This is a genomic window from Orbaceae bacterium lpD01 (genome assembly GCA_036251705.1).
Lineage (GTDB): Bacteria > Pseudomonadota > Gammaproteobacteria > Enterobacterales > Orbaceae > Utexia > Utexia brackfieldae.
In genome coordinates this window covers 1,933,146-1,952,697 of record CP133959.1, presented here as the reverse complement: position 1 = coordinate 1,952,697, position 19,552 = coordinate 1,933,146, and the positions used below count along the sequence as shown (strand labels likewise).

Genomic DNA, 19,552 nt, shown 5'->3' with positions numbered 1-19,552 from the left:
TGACAGCCAGTCTAAACCAGAGGTTAAGAAGAAAACCACTAAGAAAGTGGCGAATAAAAAAGAAGATAAAAAATAGACTGACGATTTAAGGCATAAGGAGCGTGCACTTTTGTTTTATTTAACAATTATTGGTATGGTGATATTCGCCTACTTATGTGGTTCTTTATCTGGGGCAATGATTGTCAGCCAATTAATGCATTTACCTAATCCGCGCGAGCATGGATCGCACAATCCTGGCGCGACTAATATGCTTCGTGTTGGAGGGGTATTAGCCGGATTATTGGTGCTGGTTTTTGATATTTTGAAAGGGATGATTCCCGTGTGGCTTGCTTATCGTATGGGAATCAGCCCATTCTTTCTGGGTATTATTGCGATAGCTGCTTGTTTAGGTCATATTTATCCCTGCTTTTTTCATTTTCAGGGGGGCAAAGGTGTGGCAACGGCTTTTGGTTCAATGGCGGCAATTGGTTGGGATTTTGCTGGGGTATTCTCGCTGACCTGGCTGTTAGCATTATTCATTTCTGGTTACTCTTCTGTTGGCGCGATTATTAGCTTTATTTTAGCGCCATTATATGTTTGGTTTTTTAAGCCTGAATTAACCATGCCTGTTGCCATGCTTTCCTGTTTAATATTAGCCCGCCACTCGAGTAATATTCAGCGTTTATTTAGAGGGCAGGAGTCAAAAATTTGGAAAAAAAAACGCTAAAACAACAATAATAGATTGATATCAATGTCGGGTCAGTAGAGAGATTAAATCGATAAGGTGAAGATAATTTGATGAGATTTTTGATTTTATTTTTAGCAATAAGCAGTTTACCGATCTCAGTTGTTCAGGCAAAGCTCAATATCGCAAAACATGAGTATAAAGTACAACTTAATCCGGCATCATTTATTGGTAACATTTCAGCGATAACCGATAAAGCGAATGATTTTTTATCTGCTTTATCTAAACAGACCGATGGCCATATGCAAATTTTACAGCCATTTGATTTTGATAGTCAGCAGGATATTATTTATTGGGATGTTGCGGGTGACTGTCGTTTAAAAGAGCATAATTTGATTTTGCGCTCTCGATTCCAGCCACATAAAAATCGTCAGGAAGTGACCTTAAAATTAAGAACGCAGAATATATCTGAAATCAATCAGGATGAGCTCTTTACTTCAGCCCATAAATTTGGCCATAAACTGGAACTCGATGTATTACCACAGAATCAGTTTGCCTATTCACTTTCTGTTAAACAAAAAGTGTTAGCGCAGTGGCAGATGAGTGATAATCAAGTTCTCGATCAGATGTTTCCAACGTTACGTCAATCGCTGCAAATTAGTGACAAGTCGTTAGAAAAAGTGAATGGTTTAAGCATGACTGAGCGAAAATTGACTGAAGCAAAGTTACTCATGAATGGCTTTGTTTATAAAGATGTCACCCTGAGTTTATGGTATCTGAAAAATTTACAGCAACCCGTTTTAGTTGAGTTTTCTATTGCCGTGCCAAGCCAGCAGCAACAACCCTTACCAGAAGCCTCTAAGATGATTAATACTATTTCAATGATGTCATCATGGGCCGCTGAGCAATCTTTAACTAAAACGAATTGGGTTTATCTTTATCAAGCTGATTTTTGTCAATAAGATGTTTGTAAAATAGAAGGGCAATATAAAAGCGAGGCACATGTCCTCGCTGATAGGTGGTTTAATAAGCTAATTGCGCATCGCTCAGCTCTTGGAATTTGAACGGAGCACTTAGTTTATATTGATCGGTAGCATTACCTGAAAAGATATTTCGCTGTCCTTTACCTAACGCTAATTTTTTCACCTTCCCGGTCTCTTTGGAAAAATCAACTTGCTTTAAGTCAGTCCAAAAGATATTTGGTGTTAATGCAGATTCAAAGAAATAGAGCTGATGTTTATGATCATACAGCGTTCGCCAACGTGTTGACGATATTTCCGGTGAAGCTTCCGTTGTTAAGCCAAACGGGACTGAGACATTACGAATGACACTAAAGACACTGGCTATCGCTGTTTGAGCATCGACATCTTTCGGTAGGCTATTAGTATAGAAAGAGGCGCGAGCAAAACGATCTGCTGCACGATTGGTACCTGGTAAAAAGGATAAACCACCAACACCTTGCCAATACTCTTCCATCGCAAGTTGTTTATCATAGGTGGGTGAATTTGTCATCACTTGGTACTTTCTACTATGATGAATGACTTGCTGACCATCAATATATTCAATAATAGCACTATCACCGGTAGCATCGGATAAAGAGAGATGTAATGTTGCCTGACGGCTTTGACCTGGGACATTATCGGTCATCACGGCAATCGGATGTTGCTGTAAATAATCTACCGCTTCGTTTACTGAGGCAAAGTTATCCAGCATGAATTGTGCCCAAATTGAGATTGATAAGGCATTTTGCTCGGTAGTACCTTTCGGGTATTCTGATTCCGCTAGCCACAATAAGTTGGCAACCAGACCTTTTTCATTCACGCCATCGGTTGTGGCAATACCGTAGCCAGAGGCAATCACACTACCATATTTAGATGTCCAGTTTAATGAAGCTTTACCGGCCAGGCCATTTCGCTCCATACCTTTTGGAAATATCCAGAGATCGGTATCAATTTCGTCTTTCCAGTCCATTGTTCGTGCAGTAATGATTTGTTGGTTTTCGCCTAGATAGACGACACGCGTACAAGCATCGCTCACAGCGGTAAAGCACATCATCGATGCCAATAAAGCGCTCTGTAATTTGAAACGACGTAATTTAGGATATTTCATTAATTATCTCCATAACAAGGATATTTTACTGATTAAAGACAAAATATCTATCTATCTATCTATCTATTTATTTGTAATGTTTTGCCTGCCTAAGATAACCTAAATGAGTAGGTAACTCTATGTTAATTAATGAAAAAAGCACTATTTAACAATTAAAATGATGTAAAAGAGTGTTTATTGAACAGATATCTTTAGTTTTCAAAGTAAATTAAAGATAAAATAATTGTTAAGCAAAGATAAAAATAGTGCCAGTGTAATGTGAATAAGTTCTCAATGAGATAATTAGTTTAAATAAATGATTATAATTAGTAGCTAATGCTAATTTTTGCACCTTGATGAAGATGCTTTTTTACGGTTAATTTGACCAAAAAAACCGCTTATTACTTATAAGCGGCTGGGGGGTATCTGATTTGAGTGTTAATTTTGACGCGTAACTTGCTGATAGAAAAACTTGGTAACATTGATAATATGGTCACATTTCACTGAGTGGCCAACGAGGTTTTACGTCGATAGCTAAATCTTGATAGGTTTGTTGTTTTAAATGAATCATACCGGCGTATGCGATCATTGCCCCATTATCCGTACAGAACTCGATTCTAGGATAATAAACTTGTCCTTTTCTCTCTTTCATCAGTTTTTCTAACCGATGACGTAAAGTCTTGTTCGCACTAACGCCACCCGCAATAACCAGTCGATTAAAACCGGTCAATTCTAAAGCGCGTTTAGATTTTATGACGAGTGTATCAACTAAGGCGTCTTCGAAAGCGCGCGCGATATCGGCTTTAGTTTGTGCATCAAGTTGACCCTGTTCATCTTGATATTGATGTATAGTGTTCGCGCTAAATGTTTTTAATCCAGAAAAACTAAATTGCAGCCCTGGCCGGTCAGTCATTGGCCTTGGAAAATGGAAACGTTGACTGTCGCCTTGTTCCGCAAGTTTAGACAACTTAGCGCCGCCAGGATAGTCTAGTCCCAATAATTTGGCCGTTTTATCAAAGGCTTCGCCCGCGGCATCATCAATTGATTCACCTAATAAAACATACTGACCAATACCAGTAACGCTGATTAACTGGGTATGCCCACCAGAAACTAATAAGGCAACAAAAGGAAAATCGGGCGGATTTGTCTCGAGCATTGGTGCCAGCAGATGACCTTCCATATGATGTACGGCGATAGCCGGGACGCCCCAGGCATAAGCTAACGAACGGCCTATTGAAGCACCGACTAACAGTGCACCGACAAGTCCAGGCCCAGCGGTGTAGGCAACGCCATCAATCTGTTGTGGTGTCAGATGTGCTTGTTTGAGGGCAGCCTGAATTAACGGCACGGTTTTACGAATATGATCGCGAGAGGCCAGTTCCGGCACCACACCACCATAATCAGCATGAAGTTCAATTTGACTGTAAAGCTGATGTGCTAATAGACCTTGCTCATCATCATAGATTGCGACACCTGTTTCATCACATGAGGTTTCAATTCCTAAAATACGCATCATCTATCATCTCTGTCTAGTGGTGAGATATTGTCATCACTCCATATTTCATTATCACTGATCAATTCATCGCTGGGTATACGATTTTCTTCACTTGCCCAGTCACCAAGATCAATAAGCTGACAACGTTTACTACAAAAAGGGCGATAAAGACTTTGATCATTCCAAAGTACTTTCTTCTGACAAGTCGGACAATTGACATAAATTATTTCAGTATTACTCATATTATTTAACTAGTTATTTTTTAATTAAGATGATTAACAGCAAGCGAGTTCAAACTCAAAATTATCATGCTGATTCTTGTGGCTATTTTCCAAAGATAAAAAACGCACCGCATAGCGAGATTTATGGCCGGAAACCTGAGGATAAATACGTAACATTTGCGGAATTCGAATACGCAGTAGCTCAGCATCTTCGTTATTATTCTGATAAAAATTATTCAGACATTGACACTGTCGGAACAGACCTAATTGCCGAATCAGCTGTATACAGATTGTGAGTATATCATTGACAGAGGAAATATGACCAATCCAGTTCATTACCTGCGTATCACGTTCAGCTTGCGGCAAACTCAGCCATAAATGAAAGAGCGGTAAATCGAAACTGCAGCAGCCACCTGGGATCATTAAACGTTGTCGAATAGATGATATAAATTTATCTTCTTTTAACGCCAGGCCAATACGCGGATTGGTATTGAGTTCAACCGAGAGCGAGGATAATCGATCTAATAGCGACCGAAGTAACGCGGTATCAACACCATCCACATGAACCCATGCCGTGAGTTTCTGTTTTTGTATATCAAGCTCTTTAAGCAGCTCCCCGCGAATATCATTGCGTTCAATAATTTCCAATAGTTCACCGAGTGAATGAAAAAAAAGCAGGGCATTATGTTGATCAAAAATTTTATGTTTATAGATTTGCTTGAGTAAAAATTCAATACGAAGCCAGATCCGCATTTTCTCATTTAACGGATGTTCAAATACAATTTTAGCCACAGGCTCAGTCATAGCATCAATCTACTCTAGTTACATGGTGATTTTTAGCTAATTCGAGATATTGACGATGCAACTTTTCAACAACAGGTTGTAAGGTTTCTAATTCACCATTGTTCTCGATTACATCATTAGCGTAACGTCGTCGAATTTCATTTGTTGTTTGCGATGATAGCATGTTTTGGACCATGTTTTCATTAATCTTATCACGTTTTTTTAAACGTGCTTGTTGTGTTTGAAGATTGCTTTCAACAACGAGAATGCGATCTGCCTGATCCTGAAGATGGTTTTCGATTAAAAGCGGGATCACCCAAATTAGATAGGGGGCATTGATGCGTGAAAATTGCGCCTTTGTCTGCTGATGAATGAGAGGATGCAATAGATTATTTACCCATGAGAGTGCATCAGCATCATTGAAAATGATCTGTCTCAACCGATTTCGGTTTAACTCACCATGCTGGTCAAGAATAGATGAACCAAAATGATCAACTAATTGATGAAGTGCAGGCTGCCCTTTCTCAACCACCTGGCGAGATATTTTATCCGCATCGACAATCGGTACGCCAAGTTGAGAAAACAGACGCTCAACGGTACTCTTACCACTTGCAACACCGCCGGTTAAGGCAACAATTAAAGGCTTCTTCGACATATTTTGATATAAAAAGGTAATATTTACCTAATTATAAATAAGAACGACCCATGCGCCAAATAATATAAACGGACCGAAGGCAATTTTTTTCATCTTTTTTGGTTTTGTTTGATTGAAGATAAGTAACCATAATAATCCAGTTGAACAGGCGATGATCATTATTATGGGTATTTTATCTAATTGAAACCAACAACCCAATCCAGTAATTAATTTGATATCACCAAAACCAATCCCAGAATGATTTTTATAATAATAGAAAATTGCGGCGATCATGCCAATCGCGATAAAAGTGATTAAACAGTTTATGAATGCCTGTATCAGTGAATTGTCGGTATAGCCCATTATGCAAAAGATGAGTCCAATAGCATAGAAAGGGGCAACGAAGATGTCAGGCAAGAGATAATATTTAATATCATAACAGGCGAGAATATAAAACCAGATAGAGAGTAAAATAAACGTCATCGACTGATGATGATTGAAATGCCATTCACTCAACATAAAAATGACGGCAAAGCTCAGTTCGGTTAACAGTGAGTTTATCCCGATATGTTTTTGGCAAAACGCACATCGACCTCGTAATAGTAGCCATGACACAATCGGGATCAATTGCCAGATAAGAAGTGGCTTGTGACACAGAGAGCAGTGGGAACGTGGCTGATAGAGCAACTTTAATGATCGATAATAAGGCGGGTAGGGGACAATTAATCTTGCTTGGAACAGATATAAAAAACTACCCATACAGCTACCGATAAGTCCCATAATAATTGTCCAGATGAGCTCTTCTTTCATAGAATATTGCCTAGCTGAAAGATGGGTAAATAGATGGCAATAACTAGTCCACCGACAATTATGCCAATTATCATCATCATCATTGGTTCAACTTTTTCGGTTAAATTCTCCGTCATCTCTTCGATTTGTATTTGATAATAGGTAGCCAGTTTTTCTAGCATATTGTCGAGTGTACCGGAGGTTTCACCGACGGCAATAAATTGTTGGCAAATCTTAGGATAAAACAGTGGATTATCCATCGCTTGACTAAGGGGTAAACCTTGCTCGATTCGCGTTTTTACTTCACGCAAGTTGACTTGATACGCCTGATAATTGATCACATCGATGACCGAGTTTAAGCCTTCTAAAAGTGGAATACCTGATTTTTGAGTTAAACAGAGATTATGAAAGAGTAGCGCTAAATAATACTTTCTAAGTAAATCACCTAAAATCGGTATTTTTAATTGCTTAATTTGTAATATTAGACGATATTTAGGATAAATAACGAAACGAATAATGAGAATAATGAACGTTATGCAGAATAAGAGGAGAATGCCATACTTGCTTAATTGAGTTGACATCTGAATAATTAAACGGGTGAAATAAGGTAATTCGGCATCAAAGCTGGCATAGATTTGCACAAACTGAGGGATGACAAAGGTGAGCATGATGATACTTATTAACAGCGTCATTATGCTTAAAAAACAGGGATAACGCAGTGCCTTTTTGATTTTCTTTTGTAGCTTTAGCCGATTTTCTTGTTGAATCAGAAGATAATCTAGGCAGCCCGTTAGCTGGCCGGTGATTTCTCCTGTTATTACGAGTTGTTGATAAAGCGGGGAAAAAATAGTCGAATAACGTTTTAACGCTTCACTTAACGCACAGCCTTGCGTGACCTGTTGTGTGATATCAGATAGAACTAATCGCCAACAGCTTTTATGTTGCTGCTTGACTAAAAGCATTAGCGTATCAATTAGTGGTAAACCCGCGTTAAGCATGGTCATTAGTTGTCGCGTAATAATTAATAGTGTCTGTTGATCAAAGTGTCGGGACGATAAACTTGGCCCAGTGTTTACTTTTGTGGGGATATTCTGTGTCATGAGTAGCTGCTTTTTGGCCTCAATTTTTGAGTATGCGGCTATTTCACCCTTGATAAAATGATGGTTCTCATCAAATCCATGCCATAAATAGATCCGTTTATGCCTCATGAGGTAATTCCTCTTCATCAAAAATATTGATTACCCGAGCAAGTTCAGCAAATGAGATTAATCCGGTTTTAACTAAATTGATGCCCGACTGATATAGCGATGTCATACCTTGTTGTGCAGCCTGTTTTTTTAATGATTCAATAGAAGTAGCCGATGGTGTGAATAATAATTGTTGGATGGCGGGAGAGATAGTGAGAAGCTCATAAATGCCCGTTCGCCCATAGTAACCACCAACGCAATGTTCGCAGCCTTGCGCTTCAAAATGCGCGATTTCCTCCCAGGCTGTTTGTCGATAAATTTTGAGCGGTGTTAATGCTACTTTTTTGCAATATTGACACAGCAGTCTCACCAGACGCTGAGCGATCACTAATTTTAATCCTGATGCTAATAAATAGTTGGCAATACCCATCTGGTTGAGCCTTAGCACCGCTTCACAGCTAGAATTAGTATGCAGTGTTGATAACACTAAATGGCCGGTGTGTGCAGCTTGCATAGCAATTTGGGCTGTCTCTTTATCACGAATTTCACCAATCATAATAACATCGGGATCTTGTCTGAGAAAAGCTCTCAAAATTTGTGTGAAAGTGATGCCTGATTTGCTCTGTATTGGTGTCTGATTAATGCCCGGTAAATAAAGCTCGATAGGATCTTCAACCGTACAGATATTGCGTTGAGGGTGGTTTAACTCATGTAAACCGCCATATAAGGTCATCGTTTTGCCACTCCCCGTTGGTCCACAAACTAAGATTAATCCTTGTGGAGCTTGTAGTGTTTTTTGATAACAATCGAGCGCTGATTCATTCATGCCAAGATGTTCTAATCTGGTTTGTTGACTGTTCTGTTGTACGATACGTAACACAATTTTTTCACCGTAGTGCACTGGTATTGTCGACGTGCGCATAACAATCGGTTGATCCTCGTAATCGAAAACTAATTGACCATCTTGGGGAAGACGTCGTTCAGCGATATCAAGTTTAGCCATAATTTTGAGTCTGGTGGTAATCTGGGCTGATTGTCGGTAATCAGGGTGCGTCATGATGTGTAAAACGCCATCAATTCGATATCTAATGCGATATTGATGATCATAAGGTTCAAAATGGATGTCTGAGGCTTTTTGTTTTAGTGCCGAGCAGAGAACTTGATTGATCAAATTGATGACGGTATTTTCATCGCGATCTAACTGAGCAGCCGATGGTGAAGTTAGCGATTTATCGACTAAAAAGGCAGATAATACTTGTTGGAATTTGATTGACGGCCAAATAGTCGTATTGATATGACGATTGGTTGCAAATCCTAGTTGAGCATCTCTTTGAGGACTGACTTGTTCTGCGGCAACAGTTAAGGTATAGGTGTCGTCTTTAAGAGGAATGACCCGATAACTTTGGCATTGCATAATAATGTCCTTAGAGATATTAGTGGCTGAGTCAGGCATCGTTATTTCGTCCCGAATGTTTTAGGTTAGAAGCGAAAAATATCATGGCAAGCCTCCTCCAAAGATGGATTTTTAGGTGATGTTTTACATATTCTGGACCAGGAAAGTTGGCTATTAGTTTGGTTAACCGTGGGAGAAAGCGTCAATGTCAGCCCGCTTAATGTATTCGAACCCGTTAAGGTGATGATGCCATTTGTAACCGAAACAGCGGAAACATAATTTGATGTTCTTGAAACGAGAATACCTTGACTACCACTATTACAGTTGGTGATATTACCTTGTTCTAAGTGGCAGAGTTCAACGGTGATTTTGTACGGTGACATCACCTGTAACATATCCGTGAGTGCCGCTTTTTGAATATAGCCTTGGTAAGCTGGAATACCGATACTACTTAATATGGCGATGACAGCAATGGCAATCATCAGTTCAAATAGGGTAAAACCTGCTTGAGGATTAATCTGTTGCTGGGGCATATGCATAGCTGTTTATCCATTTTAATCAGGAGATTCATTTATATATTATGTTGACTGATTATCCTGAGATGGATTGACTAGGCGAAATCTTGCTAGCAAGAAATAGATTTAGGTTACACTACTAAATACATTAAATCAGAGATAAGCCGAAAAAACAGGTCATATCAGTTAAGTTAAGGTTTGTTTGATTCTATCGATATCATCGTTTAATATTGCGTTTCAATAAACTAAAATGATTGGTTTTTATGCTATCTGGGATGATATTATTGTGTTGAGTTGGGCTGTTCTGGATAGATGGTTTCATTTTATTTTTAAGGTAAAGGCTGCATATGCGTTGGAAAGGCGAACGAGAAAGTAATCATGTTGAAGATAGACGAGGGCAGTCAGGTCTGGGTGGGGCTAATCTTGTTTCGGGAAAGGGCAAAATTTTCTTATTGATTGTGGTATTATTTGCTGGATATTATGGTATTGATTTGACGCCATTATTGAACAATGATCCGGTTGTATCACAAACCACCTCTAATGAGCCCTTAGATCAGAATGATGAAGCCGCACAGTTCACATCGGTGATTCTTGCTTCGACAGAAGATACTTGGAGCGTAATTTTTAAACGTATGGGCCGGCGATATCAGGAACCGAAATTGGTACTCTATATACAGTCCACCACGACTGGATGCGGTGTCGGGCAAGCGATCATGGGACCTTTTTATTGTCCAGCTGATCGCACTGTTTATCTTGATCTCTCTTTCTATCAAGATATGAAGCAGAGATTCGGCGGCGGGGGTGAATTTGCTCAGGCTTATGTTATTGCGCATGAGGTAGGTCATCACGTGCAGACCTTGTTAGGGACTGCCGATAAAGTGAGGCAGTTACAGCAAGGACAAAGTGCTAAAAGAGTGAATCAACTTTCGGTGATGCTGGAGCTGCAAGCGGATTGCTATGCGGGGGTATGGGGTCATTCACTACAGGATCAACATATACTGGAGCAGGGGGATTTAGAATCCGCTTTGCGCACCGCTCAAGCGATTGGTGATGATCGCTTACAAAAAAGGCAGACTGGGCAGGTTGTACCTGATAGTTTTACACATGGTACCTCTCAGCAGCGTTATAACTGGTTTTTAAAAGGTTATCAAACTGGTGATATGACGCAATGTGATACCTTCGGTGGCATTTTATGATCTCAATCGATCTTAATACCGCGATGGTAGCTTATGGTTATGTGAGTCGTATATCACAAATTTACTCGCCTTTTTTTAACGATCGCCCCAATCAGATAAAGCCGACTTTACTGGTTATTCATAATATTAGCCTACCGCCCCAGCAGTATGGTGGCCCCTATGTTGAACAGCTATTTATCGGATGTTTAGATCCGAAGGCTCATCCCTATTTTTCAACCATTTATCAACTGCAGGTTTCCAGTCATTTTTTTATTCGTCGATCCGGTGAAGTGATTCAATTTGTCTCTTGTGACAAAAGGGCTTGGCACGCAGGAAAATCGAGCTTTAAACAACAGGAAAACTGTAATGATTTCAGTATAGGGATTGAACTGGAAGGCTGTGACGATGAGCCTTTTACCGATTTACAGTACCAGCAACTGGTCGGGTTAACCCAATTACTGTATAAACACTACCCTTTAACTGATATCGCTGGACATAGCGATATCGCGCCAGGTAGAAAGACCGATCCTGGTCCTTATTTCGATTGGCAGCGTTATTTTTTACTCCTTAAACAGGCCCGCAATGATGAGCAATCAACAGCAGCAGCTACGTGAATTATTAATCAATATTGAAATTGAGTTACAAGTGCTTAGGCTTTGGGATGCCATGGCTCCATCAATGGCTGATTTATCCAGTACACAACCGTTTGCGATTGATACACTGATGCCTCATCAGTGGTTACAATGGATTTTTTTACCGCGAATGCATGCTTTACTTGATGCTGAGGCAAATGTACCGAGCAATTTCTCATTAGCGCCCTATTTTGAAGAGTCACTGAAAGAGTCGTCGACGGAAAGGTTATTAGATCTCATTCGTGAGATGGATGCATTGGTTAAACAATAAACGGTATGAGTCAGTCTAATATAGCGATGAGATTGACTGCGTTTGTTGATTGGTTGCTAACGTTGATCGTATAAGCGTGGACATCAGCCACGCTTATCAGGTGTGATACCCATTAATGTGATAAAACGGATGGCGGTATTTTTATTGCGAAAAAGTCATACTATAAAGCCTTAATCATTAAACTACTTTAATTTTCTGGCTCTCTCTTTGGCTTGTAATTTTTCAACATCCGCTTCGATTTCGGTAATCTTATTACTCACGACGCGTTGGAGATGTCTTAGCTCAGTGAGAATTTTAGTATGCAAGTCAACGTCTTTATCTTCCTGAATGAGTTTTAAATTATCTAATTCATCGATGATATATCTTAAAACCGGGTTGATCTCTTTGACTTCTTTATAGCGTTCACCATTGCTGTCAGCGGTGACTGTTTTACGTTGACGAGGATACTTAAATTTAAGGCTGCGTGCAAAAAATTCCCCTTTTTCTTTACGAAAGTAAATTTTTAGGGTGTCATTTACGCCTTCCTGACGTAGCGTATAATGGGTAATGGTCTCTGGATCCATAATGCCCAGTTTTTTCAAATTATCGTACATGCATCATCCTTTATTAGCGTTAAAATTATCAATATCACTCATCCAAGTGGTTATTTAGGATTAGCGGCAATAATTTTCTGCACATTATTAGCTTCGTTGATTAAACCAAGCTTGCGATAAGCTTTTTCCATCAATGGTAATGCATTACGGGTCGCTTGCGTATCTGGATAGAGTTTAAGCATATTATCAACACGATTAATCACGGCAGCATAGGCTCCACGTTTAGTGTAATATTCAGCCACTTTATACTGATATTTAGATAAACGATTTTTTAAGAATAATAGACGTTTCTGAGCATCATAACCATAACTACTGTTTGGAAAGTTTGTAATGAGATAGCTAAAGTCTTTAAAAGCAGCGACTGCATAGTCTTGGTCGCGGTCAGAGCGATCCACACCAAACCAACCTTGAATTTGATTATCATCTAAAATCATATTTGATAATCCACGCATATAGATGACCCAATCAATATTAGGATGGGTTGGATTTAATTTTAAGAATCGATCGATTGAGGCAACCGCAAGAGATAAATCAGAGGATTTATAATATGAGTAGATGAGGTTAAGTTGAACCTGCTGTGAATAGGGACCAAACGGATAAATCTTATCCATCTCTTCTAATAATTTAGTCGAAGATTTGAGCATGCCTTGTTCCATTTCTGTTTGTGCTCTGGTATAAAGATCGGGCTCAGGCACATTAGAATAATCAGGCTTAGACGAACTACAAGCTGCTAAAATAGACGCGGATAGACCAATTACTAAAAGACGTTGATACAATTTCATTTGTTTTTCTCAATATTTAAAAATAATCATTAACCCTTTATATGCGCTTATGATACTCTAAATTACAGTATCGTAAAACTGAATATTGCGCTTTTATGCGCAATTAACGTTGTAAAGTTAAATTATAAAAGAATTTATCGTATGTCACATGAAATCAAGCTTGACGCCATCGTTGGCGAAACACAATTAGGCCAGCGTCTGGATCAGGCATTAGCTGAACTTTTTCCTGATTATTCGCGCTCGCGAATTAAGGATTGGATTACCGATAATCGGGTGACTGTGAACGGTCAAACGGTCAATAAACCGAAAGAGAAGGTCTTAGGTGGTGAAACAATTGTCATCGACGCCGTCGTCGATGAGGGAATTAGCTATCAACCACAAAATTTACCACTCGATATCGTTTATGAAGATGATGATATCTTGGTATTGAACAAGCCGTGTGATTTTGTTGTGCATCCTGGTGCCGGTAATCCAGACGGCACGGTATTAAATGCCTTACTTTATCACTACCCTCAATTAGCTGATGTGCCTCGAGCGGGTATTGTTCATCGTCTGGATAAAGATACCACAGGCTTAATGGTTGTTGCAAAAACGATTCCGGCACAAACACACTTAGTTGAATCATTGCAGCGCCGTGAAATTACTCGAGAATATGAAGCGATTGCGATGGGCATCATGACTGCTGGCGGCTCGGTTGATGCGCCAATAGCAAGGCATCCAACCAAACGAACCCATATGTCGGTTTATCCTTTAGGTAAACCTGCCGTCACCCATTATCGAATTATGGAACGTTTTCGTATCCATACCCGTTTACGTTTACGATTAGAAACCGGTCGAACCCATCAAATTCGCGTACATATGGCGCATATTGCCCATCCACTATTAGGTGATCAACTCTATGGCGGCAGACCTAGACCGCCTAAAGGCGCGTCAGAAAAATTGATGACCACCTTACGGAACTTTGATCGTCAAGCACTACACGCTACCATGTTACGATTATATCATCCGATTTCTGGTATTGAGATGGAGTGGCATGCACCGTTACCGGATGATATGGTGCAGTTAATCGAAGCATTGAAAGAAGATAAAGAACAGTTCAAAGATAGTATTGATTGGTAATGAAATTTATTTATCCTGATTGGCCAGCACCTATACAGATCGGCGCTCTGTCTACTATGCGAACTGGTGGCGTGAGTATTTCGCCTTATGCATCGTTAAATTTAGGTAGCCATGTAGGTGACGCTCTGGTTGCGGTTATGCAAAATCGTCGTTTGTTATCAGAGTATGGACAATTGAGTGCCGAGCCAGTTTGGTTAGATCAGATTCATTCCACGACGGTGCTTAATTTAGATGATTTTACGCAAACGGATTTGATAAAAGCAGATGCCAGTTATACCGCTCAGACAACATTCGCCTGTACGGTGATGACTGCCGACTGTTTACCTGTGTTATTTTGTTCTCTTGACGGTGATGAGGTTGCGGCAGCCCATGCTGGTTGGCGCGGCCTCTGTCATGGTGTACTGGAAAATACCTTACAGCAATTTCGCTGTTCGCCCGATAAGATCATGGCTTGGCTGGGGCCAGCTATTGGCCCGGATCAGTTTGAAGTGGGAGCGGAAGTGAAGCAGCAGTTTGAAAAGGTAGATAAACATGCCGCAAGCGCCTTTTGTTTATCTAATCAGGAGTCACAAAAATATTTGGCTGATATTTATCTTTTAGCGAGACAGCGATTAAATACTTTTGGTGTCAGTCGTATTTATGGTGGTCAGCACTGCACTGTCAGCGAGCCAGAGACTTTTTTCTCATATCGCCGTGAACAGATAACCGGTAGAATGGCGTCAATGATCTGGATTAAATAAATATCACATCAGTATAGATTGAAAAAGCCATAAATCATGATGATTTGTGGCTTTTTCATTTTTTAATGGCGCAAATGTTTCTGTTCTTTAAACATAAACATTGAGAAGCTTGAAATAAATACTGCACCACCCAAATACCAGCTTGGACTGGTTGCAATGCCGGTTAAATCGACTAACAGTGTTGCAAAATATTGTGCAAAGCCACCGAATACCGCCACACCAATACTATAAACCAGTGCAAAACCTAAAGCACGAATACGGGTTGGTAATAGCTCTGATATGACCAACATGGTGGGCGCTGCCCCCAGCGTTGTAAAGAAAACCATGACAAAGACGGTTAATAACAACACGGCTGGTGAGTGATAGGTAGAAATTAACCAGAATGACGGATAGGCTAGTATTGTCAGTACAATACGTGAAATCCAAATCAGCTTTTTCCGGCCATATTTATCACTTAATATACCGGCATAAAGGCTACCCAGAAAGGTAATGACACCGGCAAGTAACATAGCGGCATAGCCAACTTCAGTTGGCATATTAAAAGAGGCGATGGCATAAGTAGAGTAATAATAGATACTAATATAGGTCGCAACAGTACTCCCTATTACGAGTAAGATACCTGCAACCAGATTAAACAGATTCTCTTTTAATAACCAAAAGATATTCTGATGTGGCTGATTTTCTCTTGGTTTTTCGATGATCGTTTTATGTTCATTTTCAAGGCCCAACCTTAACCAACAACCAATCGGTGCTAATAGCACGCCAATAAAGAAGGGGATTCGCCAGCCCCATTCACTCATCACATTCGGATTATCGGTGATGACAGGCAAGTAGCGCGTGAGCAGCAGGGCAATACCGCCACCGAAAATAACGGCGACACCTTGAGTGGCCAGCTGCCAGCTACTATAAAATCCGCGTCGATTGTGTGGGGCTGACTCGACTAACATTGACATCGAGGCGCCGACCTCACCACCTGCCGCGACACCTTGGATTAATCTGGCGGTAACCAACACTAAAGTGCCTAAATAACCGGCAGTAGCATAAGTTGGTGCAATACCGACCAGTAAGGTGCCTAAACTCATCAGTGAAATGGTTAAGACCATCGCCGGTTTGCGGCCAAATTTATCTGCATAAGTGCCAATGATGATGCCACCCAATGGACGCATAAAAAAGCTCACCCCTAAAGTGGCAAAGGCAAGCAGCAGACCCATATTCTTATCTGAAGAAGCAGGAAAGAACAGTGCACCGATATAAATCACAAAAAAGTTATAAACAGTAAAATCAAAAAACTCTAGTGCATTACCAAATGCCGAGGCAAAGATAACACGTTTACCACTACTCTTTTTCATGTTTGAAATAGGATTGTTGTTAATTGAGGCGGATGTTGTCATCAATAATCTACCTCTATTGTAAAAAAGTTTCAGTTAATGCGCACCAAAAAGCTGCACCAGGCACTAAACAATCATCATTAAAATCATAGCCCGGATTATGTACCATACACGATCCTTGGCCAACTTCACCGTTACCAATCACCAGATAACAGCCATGTGGATTTTCTTCTAGCATAAATGAGAAATCTTCGCTGCCCATCAAAGGCTGCATACCATAATGTGCTTTGTCCGCGAAAGTATTTTTAGCCACATGATAAGCAAATTCAGTCTGTGTTTTATCATTAATCAGTGGCGGAGAACCGATCACATGTTTTACTTCAGCCGTTGCCCCAAAGCTCTCAGCTTGAGACTTAGCGAGCTGTTCAATACGCTCTAATAGTTTCGCTCTGACCTCTGGTTTTAATGCCCGAATACTCAGCTTCATTAATGCCGATGAGGGAATGACATTGGCCGCTTCACCGGCTTGAATAGCGCCCACCGTGATAACCGCCGCATCTAACGGATTTACATTGCGTGAAACGATACTTTGTAGTGCTACGGTAATATGCGAGGCAACTAATACCGGATCAATTGCATAACTTGGCATTGCGCCATGACCACCACAACCATTAATCGTAATATGAACTTGATCTTGTGAGGCCATTAATGGACCATCTTGAAAAAAGAAGTGGCCAGTTGGATAACCGGGCATATTGTGCATAGCGAAAATCGCATCGCAAGGAAATTGTTTAAACAATCCCTCTTTAAGCATCGCATCAGCCCCACCTAACCCCTCTTCAGCGGGTTGAAAAATCAGATGTATGGTACCATCAAAATTTTGGGTTTCGGCCAGATATTTGGCGGCGCCTAATAGCATGGTGGTATGACCATCATGACCACAACCGTGCATACGGTTAGGTATTTGGCTTGCCCATTTTTTACCATTGTTCTCTTGAATAGGTAACGCATCCATATCGGCACGAATACCTATTACTTTATGACTATTACCAACTTTTAGCGTGCCAATCACTCCAGTTTTACCTAAACCTCGATGGACCTGATAGCCCCATTGGATGAGCTTTTCAGCAACTAAATCAGCAGTTTTCACCTCCTCAAATCCAAGTTCAGGATGTTGATGAATTTGATGTCGAATAGATTCAAGAAGTGGACGTATCGTTTCGATTTTTTGTTTTATCATGAGATTAACCTTTTTATTTATAATGATAAAAATAGTCGGAGTCTGATTAATATACCGAATATGAACTATTTTAGTAGTTTTTTAGTCAATTATAAAAAAAACTAATTTTCCAACCTGAATATTTAATTTATTTTTATAAAATTGATACTTACAGAAAAATTTCGAGTAATGAATTGAGAAAGAGTTTACCGTGTTCGGTTAAATACCAAAAATCGGTATCTTCTGTCAGATAATGTTGTGCGATAGCTTGCTCGATAGGCGACTTAATAACCGAAAGTGATAATCCGGTTCTGAGTTCAAAATCGATTTTTGGCGTTGGCTCAAACAGGCGAAAACGATTCATGAAAAACTCAAAAGGTAGCTCATCGGCTGGCACAATATAGCGTTTTTCCTCATAGTGTCCCTGCATATAGCCTTGCGGATGACGAGTTTTAACCGTCCGAATGATCTCGCTACTAGCTTGCGTCAGTTTCCCATGTGCACCACAGCCAATACCTAAATAGTCACCAAAGCGCCAATAATTAAGATTATGCTGACATTGATAGCCAGGCTTTGCATAAGCTGAGGTTTCATATTGCTGATAACCTGCACGGCTCAATAACTGATGACCGGCCTGATAAATATCCCATAATAGATCGTCACTGGGGAGTATCGGTGGTTTTGAACCGAATAAGGTGTTGGGTTCAATAGTGAGCTGATACCAAGATAAATGGGGTGGCGCCATCTCAATCGCTTTTTCTAAATCAAATAGCGCTTGTTCAAGTGTTTGTGTGGGCAGTCCATGCATTAAATCTAAATTAAAACTGCGGAGCTTTAATGCATGTGCTAATTGCGCAGCCGTTTCAGCTTCTTGTTGATTGTGTACGCGTCCCAACTGAATTAGTTTATCGCTAGAGAAACTCTGGACACCAATTGAGATACGATTAACTCCCGCCGCTTGATAGCCTTTAAATCGCTGCGTATCAACTGAATTGGGATTCGCTTCAAGGGTGATCTCTGCATTTGGCAGTAGTGAGGTGCGCGATTTGATACCCGATATTAACTGCTCAATAAAAGGCGCATCCAACAGACTTGGCGTACCACCGCCGATAAAAATAGTTGAAATTGGGCGCCCGTTAGTTAAGGGGAGATCATTATCCAAATCACGCAATAAATGATCGATATAGCCAGCATAATCGGGTTGTTGTTTCAACTTGTGTGAGTTGAAATCACAATAAGGGCACTTCTGTACACACCATGGGATATGTACATACAGACTTAATGGTATCTGCGAGTTAGTCGGCATCTTTATGTAACACTTTCATCATCTGCTTTAACGCTTGACCTCGATGTGAGATTAAACTTTTCTGTTCACGAGGTAACGCGGCGGCACTACAAGCGAGTTCGGGAATATAAAATAGCGGGTCATAACCAAATCCGCCATCACCTTGCGGTTCGGTAAGGATATTACCTGACCATTTTCCCTGACAAATAATCGGGGTTGGATCATCAGCATGACGCAGGTAGACCAGTGCGCAGTAAAAATAAGCTGTTCTTTGCGCTTTCGGTATATTGGCTAAAGCCTGTAATAGTTTCTGATTGTTCTTTTGATCATTGGTGCCTTCACCCGCATAACGCGCTGAATAAATACCGGGGGCGCCATCTAAGGCATCGACACAGAGCCCTGAGTCATCAGCGATGGCGGGTAAACCGGTCAATTTAGCGGTATGTCGTGCTTTTAAAATGGCATTTTCGACAAAAGTTAAGCCGGTTTCGTCAATATCAGGGACATTAAATACACGTTGTGAAATAACTTCAAATCCAGCATTGGATAGTAAATTATCGAGCTCTTTCACTTTACCTTGGTTATTGGTTGCGAGTACCAGTTTTTTCATATTATGTTCCTCTCAAATTGAAATGTGAT

Annotated in this window: 22 protein-coding genes; 7 read left to right on the top strand and 15 right to left on the bottom strand. The window is 40.3% G+C overall.

Annotation, left to right across the window (positions count from 1 at the left end; genetic code table 11):
• Positions 1–109: 109 nt before the first annotated feature.
• Both plsY and RHO15_08730 read left to right on the top strand, forming a co-directional pair.
• Complete coding sequence (plsY, locus tag RHO15_08735) at positions 110–706, top strand: glycerol-3-phosphate 1-O-acyltransferase PlsY (GenBank protein ID WVD63551.1); 597 nt, start codon at positions 110–112, stop codon at positions 704–706.
• 71 nt (positions 707–777) lie between these two features.
• Positions 778–1,626: a hypothetical protein gene (locus RHO15_08730; GenBank protein ID WVD63550.1), complete on the top strand. Its 849-nt coding sequence runs from the start codon at positions 778–780 to the stop codon at positions 1,624–1,626.
• A gap of 61 nt (positions 1,627–1,687) precedes the next feature.
• On the opposite strand, the gene RHO15_08725 is transcribed toward RHO15_08730, so the two are convergent.
• From RHO15_08725 to ppdD, 9 genes are all read right to left on the bottom strand, one after another.
• Entirely contained in the window at positions 1,688–2,773 is a 1,086-nt protein-coding gene (locus tag RHO15_08725; GenBank protein ID WVD63549.1) for a linear amide C-N hydrolase, read from the bottom strand.
• 472 nt (positions 2,774–3,245) lie between these two features.
• A complete protein-coding gene (gene tsaD, locus RHO15_08720) occupies positions 3,246–4,268 on the bottom strand; it encodes a tRNA (adenosine(37)-N6)-threonylcarbamoyltransferase complex transferase subunit TsaD (protein ID WVD63548.1) in 1,023 nt (340 codons plus the stop codon).
• Complete coding sequence (gene yacG / locus RHO15_08715; protein WVD63547.1) at positions 4,265–4,489, bottom strand: DNA gyrase inhibitor YacG; 225 nt, start codon at positions 4,487–4,489, stop codon at positions 4,265–4,267. Before yacG ends, tsaD begins: the two co-directional genes overlap by 4 nt.
• 33 nt (positions 4,490–4,522) lie before the next feature.
• Positions 4,523–5,272 carry a cell division protein ZapD gene (gene zapD, locus RHO15_08710; protein WVD63546.1) on the bottom strand — a complete coding sequence of 250 codons (750 nt, stop codon included), beginning with the start codon at positions 5,270–5,272 and terminating at the stop codon, positions 4,523–4,525.
• A gap of 4 nt (positions 5,273–5,276) precedes the next feature.
• A complete protein-coding gene (gene coaE, locus RHO15_08705) occupies positions 5,277–5,906 on the bottom strand; it encodes a dephospho-CoA kinase (GenBank protein WVD63545.1) in 630 nt (209 codons plus the stop codon).
• 27 nt (positions 5,907–5,933) lie between these two features.
• Positions 5,934–6,695, bottom strand: coding sequence for a prepilin peptidase (locus tag RHO15_08700; protein ID WVD63544.1), 762 nt, complete (start codon positions 6,693–6,695; stop codon positions 5,934–5,936).
• On the bottom strand, positions 6,692–7,882 hold the full coding sequence (gene hofC, locus RHO15_08695; GenBank protein ID WVD63543.1) for a protein transport protein HofC: 1,191 nt from the start codon (positions 7,880–7,882) through the stop codon (positions 6,692–6,694). The genes RHO15_08700 and hofC overlap by 4 nt, the downstream gene beginning before the upstream one ends.
• Positions 7,872–9,275 (bottom strand): ATPase, T2SS/T4P/T4SS family, encoded by a 1,404-nt coding sequence (locus tag RHO15_08690; protein WVD63542.1) that lies wholly within the window; start codon positions 9,273–9,275, stop codon positions 7,872–7,874. The genes hofC and RHO15_08690 overlap by 11 nt, the downstream gene beginning before the upstream one ends.
• 65 nt (positions 9,276–9,340) lie before the next feature.
• Entirely contained in the window at positions 9,341–9,793 is a 453-nt protein-coding gene (ppdD, locus tag RHO15_08685) for a prepilin peptidase-dependent pilin (protein ID WVD63541.1), read from the bottom strand.
• A gap of 323 nt (positions 9,794–10,116) precedes the next feature.
• Here ppdD and RHO15_08680 point away from each other — a divergent pair, with 323 nt between their 5' ends.
• Genes RHO15_08680 through RHO15_08670 form a run of 3 tightly spaced genes read left to right on the top strand, consistent with a single transcriptional unit; the run spans position 10,117 to position 11,847 of the window.
• Positions 10,117–10,965, top strand: coding sequence for a neutral zinc metallopeptidase (locus tag RHO15_08680; protein ID WVD63540.1), 849 nt, complete (start codon positions 10,117–10,119; stop codon positions 10,963–10,965).
• The gene (gene ampD / locus RHO15_08675; GenBank protein ID WVD63539.1) at positions 10,962–11,558 is read left to right on the top strand and encodes a 1,6-anhydro-N-acetylmuramyl-L-alanine amidase AmpD; all 597 of its coding nucleotides are present in this window, start codon (positions 10,962–10,964) and stop codon (positions 11,556–11,558) included. The genes RHO15_08680 and ampD overlap by 4 nt, the downstream gene beginning before the upstream one ends.
• Positions 11,530–11,847, top strand: a complete 318-nt coding sequence (locus RHO15_08670; protein WVD63538.1) for a YqcC family protein — start codon at positions 11,530–11,532, stop codon at positions 11,845–11,847. Before ampD ends, RHO15_08670 begins: the two co-directional genes overlap by 29 nt.
• 182 nt (positions 11,848–12,029) lie before the next feature.
• Here the strand turns inward: RHO15_08670 and RHO15_08665 are convergent, their stop codons facing one another.
• Entirely contained in the window at positions 12,030–12,440 is a 411-nt protein-coding gene (locus tag RHO15_08665) for a DUF3461 family protein (GenBank protein WVD63537.1), read from the bottom strand.
• A 50-nt stretch (positions 12,441–12,490) separates the two neighbouring features.
• Complete coding sequence (bamD, locus tag RHO15_08660) at positions 12,491–13,222, bottom strand: outer membrane protein assembly factor BamD (GenBank protein ID WVD63536.1); 732 nt, start codon at positions 13,220–13,222, stop codon at positions 12,491–12,493.
• Positions 13,223–13,363: 141 nt separating this feature from the next.
• On the opposite strand from bamD, the gene rluD reads away from it, so the two are divergent.
• Positions 13,364–14,341: a 23S rRNA pseudouridine(1911/1915/1917) synthase RluD gene (gene rluD / locus RHO15_08655; GenBank protein ID WVD63535.1), complete on the top strand. Its 978-nt coding sequence runs from the start codon at positions 13,364–13,366 to the stop codon at positions 14,339–14,341.
• A complete protein-coding gene (gene pgeF / locus RHO15_08650) occupies positions 14,341–15,081 on the top strand; it encodes a peptidoglycan editing factor PgeF (protein ID WVD63534.1) in 741 nt (246 codons plus the stop codon). The genes rluD and pgeF overlap by 1 nt, the downstream gene beginning before the upstream one ends.
• Before the next feature lie 62 nt (positions 15,082–15,143).
• Here pgeF and RHO15_08645 read toward each other — a convergent pair whose 3' ends face one another.
• From RHO15_08645 to RHO15_08630, 4 genes are all read right to left on the bottom strand, one after another.
• Positions 15,144–16,472, bottom strand: coding sequence for an MFS transporter (locus RHO15_08645; GenBank protein WVD63533.1), 1,329 nt, complete (start codon positions 16,470–16,472; stop codon positions 15,144–15,146).
• A 13-nt stretch (positions 16,473–16,485) separates the two neighbouring features.
• The gene (locus tag RHO15_08640) at positions 16,486–17,649 is read right to left on the bottom strand and encodes a M20 aminoacylase family protein (protein ID WVD63532.1); all 1,164 of its coding nucleotides are present in this window, start codon (positions 17,647–17,649) and stop codon (positions 16,486–16,488) included.
• 148 nt (positions 17,650–17,797) lie between these two features.
• Positions 17,798–18,934, bottom strand: coding sequence for a radical SAM family heme chaperone HemW (gene hemW / locus RHO15_08635; protein ID WVD63531.1), 1,137 nt, complete (start codon positions 18,932–18,934; stop codon positions 17,798–17,800).
• Positions 18,924–19,523, bottom strand: a complete 600-nt coding sequence (locus RHO15_08630; protein ID WVD63530.1) for an XTP/dITP diphosphatase — start codon at positions 19,521–19,523, stop codon at positions 18,924–18,926. The genes hemW and RHO15_08630 overlap by 11 nt, the downstream gene beginning before the upstream one ends.
• Between the last annotated feature and the right edge of the window lie 29 nt (positions 19,524–19,552).

Bases quoted from the DNA above. Each gene is read 5' to 3' on its own strand.
- RHO15_08670 (WVD63538.1), top strand. From the start codon at position 11,530: ATGAGCAATCAACAGCAGCAGCTACGTGAATTATTAATCAATATTGAA.
- RHO15_08690 (WVD63542.1), bottom strand. From the start codon at position 9,275: ATGCAATGCCAAAGTTATCGGGTCATTCCTCTTAAAGACGACACCTAT.
- coaE (WVD63545.1), bottom strand. From the start codon at position 5,906: ATGTCGAAGAAGCCTTTAATTGTTGCCTTAACCGGCGGTGTTGCAAGT.
- rluD (WVD63535.1), top strand. From the start codon at position 13,364: ATGTCACATGAAATCAAGCTTGACGCCATCGTTGGCGAAACACAATTA.
- RHO15_08640 (WVD63532.1), bottom strand. From the start codon at position 17,649: ATGATAAAACAAAAAATCGAAACGATACGTCCACTTCTTGAATCTATT.
- pgeF (WVD63534.1), top strand. From the start codon at position 14,341: ATGAAATTTATTTATCCTGATTGGCCAGCACCTATACAGATCGGCGCT.
- tsaD (WVD63548.1), bottom strand. From the start codon at position 4,268: ATGATGCGTATTTTAGGAATTGAAACCTCATGTGATGAAACAGGTGTC.
- hofC (WVD63543.1), bottom strand. From the start codon at position 7,882: ATGAGGCATAAACGGATCTATTTATGGCATGGATTTGATGAGAACCAT.
- zapD (WVD63546.1), bottom strand. From the start codon at position 5,272: ATGACTGAGCCTGTGGCTAAAATTGTATTTGAACATCCGTTAAATGAG.
- yacG (WVD63547.1), bottom strand. From the start codon at position 4,489: ATGAGTAATACTGAAATAATTTATGTCAATTGTCCGACTTGTCAGAAG.
- ppdD (WVD63541.1), bottom strand. From the start codon at position 9,793: ATGCATATGCCCCAGCAACAGATTAATCCTCAAGCAGGTTTTACCCTA.
- RHO15_08730 (WVD63550.1), top strand. From the start codon at position 778: ATGAGATTTTTGATTTTATTTTTAGCAATAAGCAGTTTACCGATCTCA.
- RHO15_08630 (WVD63530.1), bottom strand. From the start codon at position 19,523: ATGAAAAAACTGGTACTCGCAACCAATAACCAAGGTAAAGTGAAAGAG.
- RHO15_08700 (WVD63544.1), bottom strand. From the start codon at position 6,695: ATGAAAGAAGAGCTCATCTGGACAATTATTATGGGACTTATCGGTAGC.
- bamD (WVD63536.1), bottom strand. From the start codon at position 13,222: ATGAAATTGTATCAACGTCTTTTAGTAATTGGTCTATCCGCGTCTATT.
- RHO15_08645 (WVD63533.1), bottom strand. From the start codon at position 16,472: ATGACAACATCCGCCTCAATTAACAACAATCCTATTTCAAACATGAAA.
- RHO15_08725 (WVD63549.1), bottom strand. From the start codon at position 2,773: ATGAAATATCCTAAATTACGTCGTTTCAAATTACAGAGCGCTTTATTG.
- hemW (WVD63531.1), bottom strand. From the start codon at position 18,934: ATGCCGACTAACTCGCAGATACCATTAAGTCTGTATGTACATATCCCA.
- RHO15_08665 (WVD63537.1), bottom strand. From the start codon at position 12,440: ATGTACGATAATTTGAAAAAACTGGGCATTATGGATCCAGAGACCATT.
- ampD (WVD63539.1), top strand. From the start codon at position 10,962: ATGATCTCAATCGATCTTAATACCGCGATGGTAGCTTATGGTTATGTG.
- RHO15_08680 (WVD63540.1), top strand. From the start codon at position 10,117: ATGCGTTGGAAAGGCGAACGAGAAAGTAATCATGTTGAAGATAGACGA.